At 43.8% G+C, this 6,886-nt stretch carries 7 protein-coding genes and 2 pseudogenes; 8 read left to right on the top strand and 1 reads right to left on the bottom strand.

Going from position 1 to position 6,886, the window contains the following annotated elements; all coding sequences use genetic code 11:
* Positions 1-125: pseudogene (locus ACFINM_RS09205) on the bottom strand (integrase); the annotation flags it as partial.
* A gap of 177 nt (positions 126-302) precedes the next feature.
* Here ACFINM_RS09205 and ACFINM_RS09200 point away from each other — a divergent pair.
* The 8 genes and pseudogenes from ACFINM_RS09200 to ACFINM_RS09165 form a co-directional block, all read left to right on the top strand.
* Positions 303-500, top strand: a pseudogene (locus tag ACFINM_RS09200) (phage tail protein); the annotation flags it as partial.
* A 9-nt stretch (positions 501-509) separates the two neighbouring features.
* Positions 510-743, top strand: a complete 234-nt coding sequence (locus ACFINM_RS09195; RefSeq protein WP_375630375.1) for a hypothetical protein — start codon at positions 510-512, stop codon at positions 741-743.
* A gap of 17 nt (positions 744-760) precedes the next feature.
* Positions 761-4,756, top strand: coding sequence for a hypothetical protein (locus tag ACFINM_RS09190; protein ID WP_375641178.1), 3,996 nt, complete (start codon positions 761-763; stop codon positions 4,754-4,756).
* 9 nt (positions 4,757-4,765) lie between these two features.
* Positions 4,766-5,095, top strand: a complete 330-nt coding sequence (locus ACFINM_RS09185; protein WP_375641176.1) for a hypothetical protein — start codon at positions 4,766-4,768, stop codon at positions 5,093-5,095.
* Between the two features lie 63 nt (positions 5,096-5,158).
* Positions 5,159-5,821, top strand: coding sequence for a lysozyme (locus ACFINM_RS09180; RefSeq protein ID WP_375612676.1), 663 nt, complete (start codon positions 5,159-5,161; stop codon positions 5,819-5,821).
* Positions 5,818-6,045, top strand: coding sequence for a hypothetical protein (locus ACFINM_RS09175; RefSeq protein ID WP_375611041.1), 228 nt, complete (start codon positions 5,818-5,820; stop codon positions 6,043-6,045). Before ACFINM_RS09180 ends, ACFINM_RS09175 begins: the two co-directional genes overlap by 4 nt.
* A 116-nt stretch (positions 6,046-6,161) precedes the next feature.
* Entirely contained in the window at positions 6,162-6,392 is a 231-nt protein-coding gene (locus ACFINM_RS09170; RefSeq protein ID WP_375613940.1) for a hypothetical protein, read from the top strand.
* A 24-nt stretch (positions 6,393-6,416) separates the two neighbouring features.
* On the top strand, positions 6,417-6,886 hold a 470-nt coding region (locus tag ACFINM_RS09165; RefSeq protein ID WP_375641174.1), incomplete at its 3' end, for a DNA adenine methylase.

Here is a 6,886-nt window from a genome sequence, read left to right as displayed (position 1 = left end):
TAACGATAAAGCCATTGAGCACCACCATCTTTACGCTTATGGAGGATCAAGCCGGCACCATCATTATATTTGCCAGCTCCCAATGTTGCGACAGCCCTTGCGTTAAGACGATTCATAAGAACCATTTTCATTCCTTTCTTATACAGTTTTACCCACACGCCAGCCCCGCTTATGCCGTGCAAGCAAATGGGTTTGTTTGATTCAATATAAACAGACTTGAAATGAGAGAATCTTACAATATTCGAGACTCTCATTCAACATACAAAACAGTGAATTATCATTATAAATCAGTGTGTTGTAGGTTTACAGAAAAAGACAAGCCGCCGCGTTTACCTTGGTTTATCAGGAGCCCCTTTGCTAATTTTTTATATTATTCAACGCCTATAACAGAAGGTCTGAATGACAGAGAGCATCATGAACATCATCTCATGGCAGAGAGGGTTGGTGGTGTTGAAACGCGCCCCGTTAATGTGAGTGTAATTTATGGGATCAAGACATGAGGAGTTGAAATGTCATTAAAACCGTTTGCGATATCAGAGATTAGCGACCCGTCTCAAGTACGGGTCGTTTTGTATTCTGGGGGAGGTTTTGTACATGCGCCGCTTACTGGCGTTTTTGATTTACTGAAAGCCGCTTTGAAAACAGAGCTTGATGGTTCACTGAAAGATTTAGAGAAGCGCTTAGAGACCTTAAGAGAAGAGTTTGAAGATTTGAAAGAGTGTTCATTGGATGAAGCCCTCTGAATGAAGGAATAAAGCAGATGAAGATACCCGATCATGAACATGAATATTTGATACCTGTTGCAACGAAAGAGGAAATCAGAGAAGGGACTTCTCAAGACAGCGTTGTTGTTCCGAAGCTTTTAGGGACGGCGTCTTTGTATTCGTATGAAACCTTTGCGCCGTTAGAGCAGGTTGTTAATGCACGTCAAGAAGCAGAAAAAGCCATGTCGCGTGCGAATGGTGCGCAACAGGTTGCAGAAGAATCGAAGAGGGTTTCGGAACAAGCGCTTAGCGAAGTGACGAAAACAGTTCAAACAGCGACAACAGCGCTTACGACGTCTCATGAAGCGAAGGAAGAAGCTAAAGCAGCGACGACAACGGCTAGCCTTGCGAAAGAGACAGCGGATACAGCCAATGGCTTAGCAGAAGAAGCCAAGAATACTTCTGATGCAGCGAAGCGCATGGCAGAAGAGACAAAAGCAGCAGTCGATAGAGCCTCAGGGGAAATCAATAGTACGAAAGGTTCCCTTTCTACGGCATTACAACGTTTTGAAGAGGTCAAACAGAGCAGTGAGAATGCTGTTAATTTATCGACCGAAGCCAAGAGGTTAGCCGATGAATCGAAGACCATTGCAACGCGTGCAGAACAAACAGCAAGAGAAGCTTCACAAACAGCAACAGAGACGACGCAAGTAGCAGCGACGGCGGTAGCAACGTGTCATGAAGTTAAGACTGTAGCCATGCAAGCAAGTCTAAAGGCAGATGGAGCCAAACAGGCAGCCGATGATGCCAAGGATATTGCAGAACAAGCAAAAGAGTTATCAGAAGGTGCGACATCTTCTGTTACAGAACTCACAAAAACAGCCTCACAAGTACAAGCGGGAGTAGAGACAGCATTAACAGCTTCAAGAGAAGCCAAATCACAATCAGAGGCAGTTGTAAGCACGTCAGAAGAGGCGAAAGGTTTAGCGGAAAAAGCGAATACGGCATCTACAGAGGCGCAAAAGGCATCAGAACAGGCATTAAGAGAAGCGACTTCTGCGAAAACAACAGCGGGCGGGGCATCTAGTATAGCCAATGATGCGAAAGGGATTGCTGAGGCAGCTAAAACATTATCAGAAGAAGCAAAACGGTTGGCAGCAGCATCACAGGAGACAGCAGAAACAGCAAAGGCTAAAGCCGAAAGTGTAGAGGCAGTTGCGAATGAAGCAAAATCTACAGCGACTACAGCATTAACAGAAGCAAGAGAAGCTAAGAGTACGGCATCTGAGGCGAAGGGTTTGGCGGAGGAAGCGAAAAGCGCCGTTGATAAGGCGACAGGGAAAGTAGAGCAAGCTGTAAAAGAGGCTAGCGATGCGAAATCTAAAGCAGAAAATTTAGAGACTGTTGCGACTGAGGCGAAATCCACGAGTGAACAAGCAAGTCAAACCGCCTCTAGTGCAAAAAGCTTATCAGAAGAAGCAAAAGAAGAAGCAAGGAGCGCCAAAGCGACAGCCTTAGAAGCCAAAAGTGCGTTGGATAGTGCACAGACGAAAGCCGAGCAAGCGCAACAGAGTGCAACAGAAGCAACACGAATAGCCAACGAAGCGAAGGTAGCAGCAGAAGCATCGGTGCGTTCAGGAGAAACGGCAGGTGAAGCGAGTGTGGAGGCGTTGAAGGGTATAGCTACAGCAGCAAAGAGTAAAGCGGAAGCAGCAGAGAAGGTAGCAGAAGAAACGAAAGGTGCTTTGGATGGTCTAAAACAAGTAGCAGGTAGTGCGAAGTCTATAGCCGAAGAGGCAAAGAAGGTAGCTGATGGTGCACAAAAGAAGGCATCACAGGTAGAGACAGTAGCGGGTGAAGCTGAAAAGATAGCAAAAGAAGCCAAACAGACAGCAGGTTATGCTAACCATGAGGCGGCACAAGCGCGCAGTGAGGTAGAAAAGGCAAAAAGTACAGCTCATGAAGGATGGAGTAATGCCAATAAAGCGCAGGAAGTAGCAGGTGACGCTAAGACTATAGCAAGTTTAGCGCGGATGTATTCAGACGAAGCCAAGAAAAAAGCCGAAGCAGCAGACAACAAAGCTCATGAAGCGTGGAGTAATTCCCACAGCGCGAATGAAACAGCGAAGGACGCCAAGGTTATAGCAAGATTAGCGGAAACAGCAGGTGAAGAAGCCAAGAAAATAGCGGAGAAAGCCAATGACTACGCGTATGAAGCTAAGGGTGAAGTAGAGAAAGCCAAGGAAATAGCTAATAGTGCAAAATATGCAGCAGGAGAGGCGCAAAAGGCAGCTGAAACAGCGGGTAAAAAAGCCGCGTCTTTAGAAGCAGCCGCAGAAGAAGCACAAAAAATAGCTAAAGAAGCCAAACAAACAGCAGGTTATGCTAACCATGATGCGGAGCAAGCGCGTAGTGAGGTGGAAAAAGTAAAAAGCACAGCGAATGAAGCGTGGAGTAAAGCTTACGACGCGAATGAAGCAGCCAATAACGCTAAGACTATAGCAAGATTAGCAGAAATGGCAGGTGAAGAAGCCAAGAAAATAGCAGAGAAAGCCGATGACCGAGCGTATGAAGCCAAGAATGAAGTAGAAAAAGCCAAGGAAATAGCGAGTAATGCAAAATATATAGCAGGAGAGGCGCAGAGGGCAGCCGAAACAGCGGGTAAGAAAGCCGCGTCTTTAGAAGAAGAAGCGGAAGAGGCACAAAAAATAGCCAAGGAAGCCAAGGAGTCTGCTGGTTATGCAAGACATGATGCGACGCAAGCGCGTAGTGAGGTGGAAAATGCAAAAAGCACAGCGAATGCAGCGTGGAATAAAGCCCACAAAGCGAATGAAACAGCAGATAGTGCTAAGCTTACAGCAAGTTTAGCAGAAACGGCAGGCGAAGAAGCCAAGAAAAAAGCCGAGGCGGCAGATTCACAAGCCTATCAAGCCAAGAGCGAAGCCGAAAAAGCCAAGGAAGTAGCCGATAGAGCGAAAAGGACAGCAGAAGAAGCCAAAACAACCGCCGATACAATGAAGAAAGAGCTTAGTGGTATCAAGAGTTCTCTGGAAACAGCGACAACAGCTCATACAGTAGCTTCACAGGCAAAAGCGCTAGCGGAAGAGGTAAACAATTTACTGAAACAGTCCAATTTAACGGTTCTTTCAATTTCCACGCCGTTTCTTATTGCAACAGGGAAAAAACAACTCACATTGAAGAAAGGAACGCGTATAACCTTGGCATTAGGCAATGATACTTTGGTTGCAAGTTATACGGAAGATACAATAATAAACGTTTCTTCTATTTCGGCGGGGAAGGATTATTATGTTTATTTGGTTTCTGATGGAAGACAGTCTCATAAATTTGTTTTATCAGAAAACTCTACGTATCCAAGGAATTACACAGTGAGTAATTCGCGAAAGATAGGAGGGTTTCATACGCTTTGTGCGGATGTTGGTACGATTTCCGGTCATCCATTGTCTGGTTATAGAGCAGGGGATATTTTACCCAATTCAGTTTGGTGTCTCAATCACCGTCCGCATAGTTCACCAGAAGGTATGGTTTATGACCCCTCTACAGATCTTTGGGTTGATATTTATCTTCAATCAGGGACGGGTGAAAATACGAAATCAATGTATCGTACCAATATAACAACAAACCGTAATTATACCGAACATGTAACAGATATGGCGCGTGTTAAAAAATCTTTACTGAGTGATGAAGCGTTTGCTTCTGCTATGTATGGAAGCAATGAAAAGACACATATTGTTGGCAAGAAAGAACCAACCTCTAAGGTTTCAGGTGGATATAAGGATACGGCGAATCGTCGAATGATCTCGCATATCGGTTGTGAGGATGGTTGCGGTTATGTTTGGCAATTTTTATCGGGCACGTTTCCTATACCCATAAGCCGTACGCAAAATACGTTTGAAATGAGAGCATTTTTAGGGGGTGGTAGCTGGAGTAATACAACGGATAATGGGCGTTTTACTCGAGCCACCATGATCGTCAATGGTGGAAATGAACAAGTTGCGGCGCGTGGATGTAGCCATACGCGTCATTTTGTTTAGGAGGGAGAGATGATAGAATATCCAGAACATTTAAATAGCAAGCAAGATTATCTGAACATGCTTTCTTTTGACAAAGTTGAAACAGTAAGAAGGCTAGGGAATCTTTTAACAACACGTTTTTATTGGGTTTTTGTTAAAGAGCTTGGAGAGGGAGAAGAGGGGATTGAAGATGACACGCATAAGGTTTGTCTAACAACAACCATGCCGTTTGATTTAAATGGTGATTTTGTAGAAAAGCGTTGTCAGTATGAATTACAGGAAAGCGACTATGCGCCGCTCTTTCAACTTGGCTTTCGTGTTGAAGAAGTCGAGCAGCTGATCAAAGAGCATAGCCAATAGAGATCATAAGAAAACATTTTTATGCCGCCTCACTTTTGTGGGGCTTTTTTTATGGAGCGTCAGATGAGAAAGATATCGAAAGAAGGATTAGAGCTTATCAAACAATGGGAAGGTTTGCGTTTAGAGGCATATCGAGATACGGCATGTGTCTGGACGATTGGTTATGGTCACACCAGCAATGCGGGTCACCCCCTTGTCAAAAAAGGCATGTGTATTAGCCAAAAGCAAGCAGAAGAAATCCTTTGTGAAGACTTAAAGCAATTTGAGCAGACGGTAGAGGAATCGGTGACGGTTTCGTTAACGGATTGCCAATTCGCGGCATTGGTCTCATTTTGCTATAATGTAGGAACAGCTGCTTTTCGCAAGTCAACCTTATTGAAGAAGCTTAATCAAGGGGATTATGAAGCCGTACCCTTAGAATTACAGAAATGGAATAAGGTCGGTGGGAAGCCTCTTGCGGGTTTAGCCAACCGTCGAGCAGCAGAAGCGGGATTATGGGTAAAAGGGGCTTATGTTTCTTCGAATTATCAAAGGGTAGAAACGAAAACAGCAAGCGGTCTTTTAAAGATAGAAGCACTTGCCCCGATTATAGGGTCTTGTTCGGGGTTTGGAGGCTTGTTGGTTGGCAATGGTCCGGTGCAATGGGCTTTAGCAGGTATCATGGTTTTAGCGGCTGTAACGGGCATAGTGATTGTCGCCAAGCGGTTTGGGGAGCAACGCTTATGATTTTTTGGCTAAAGAAATATTCTCTTATGTTTACAGCGGCTTTAGCCGTTTTTTTTATGGCTTTAGCCAAGGCATTTCAGCTTGGCAAGCAAAGCGAACGGCAAAAGCAAACAGAGAATGCTTTAAAGACAGCAACAACCCGTCTTGAGGTAGAAAATGAAGTTAATCGAAAAAGTGATGCTGGTGTGCGCTCTGAACTTTCTCGTTGGGTGCGCGGCAAATAGGTCTGTTTCTTGTGGTGGCTGGTTGCCCATTTATTTGGATAATAAGGATGTTGCGGTCATCAGTTCCAACCTTGCAAGAGATATTTTGAAGCATAACAAGCAGGGAGCCCATTTATGTGGTTGGAAAGATGGTCAAGAAACGAAGCAGCAAAGATAAAGGTCTTACAGAAACAGAACAACAGCTCCTTCACGAGATGATAGAGACCTATCAAGGTTTAAAGATGATGTCACGCATCATGAAATTGATAGCCTTTATTGTCTTTATGTTTGTAATAGATTTTTCCCGTTTTGTGGACGCCATAGAAAATAGCTTCTCACATCTTAAAAGATGGATAACAAAAAGTTAGATATCAAATCTCTCCTTTAAAAATATGATGAAACAAGAATTTACACAAACATTGTTTGCGTGGATGGGTGGTAAACACTATCTGCGTAAGAAAATTATACCGATTTTAAATAATATTGACCACGAAACCTATGTTGAACCGTTTTTAGGCTCTGGTGTTATTTTCCTAAATAAAAGACCAGCAAAATATTCTGTCATTAATGATTTGAATGGAGAGATCACGAATCTGTTTCAATGCGTTCAAAATGACTTTGATGATTTAGCTAAACGATTGGAGTGGTTTGTTTGTTCAAGACAGTTGTTTTTTGAACTTGCGGCGATTGAACCAGAAAGCCTTTCCAAAGTTGAAAGAGCCGCCCGTTTTTTGTTTCTCCAACGTTGTGTGATGTATGGGAAAAAAGATTATGTCTCTTTTAGTTTTGGAAGGAAAAAGCCTATAGCATTTAATCCCGAAAAGCTGTTATCAAGGATGAGACGTGTTAGACAGAAGCTTCT

Source organism: Bartonella sp. AA168HLJHH (genome assembly GCF_042197365.1).
Taxonomy (GTDB): domain Bacteria; phylum Pseudomonadota; class Alphaproteobacteria; order Rhizobiales; family Rhizobiaceae; genus Bartonella.
This window is presented reverse-complemented; position numbering and strand designations above follow the sequence as displayed.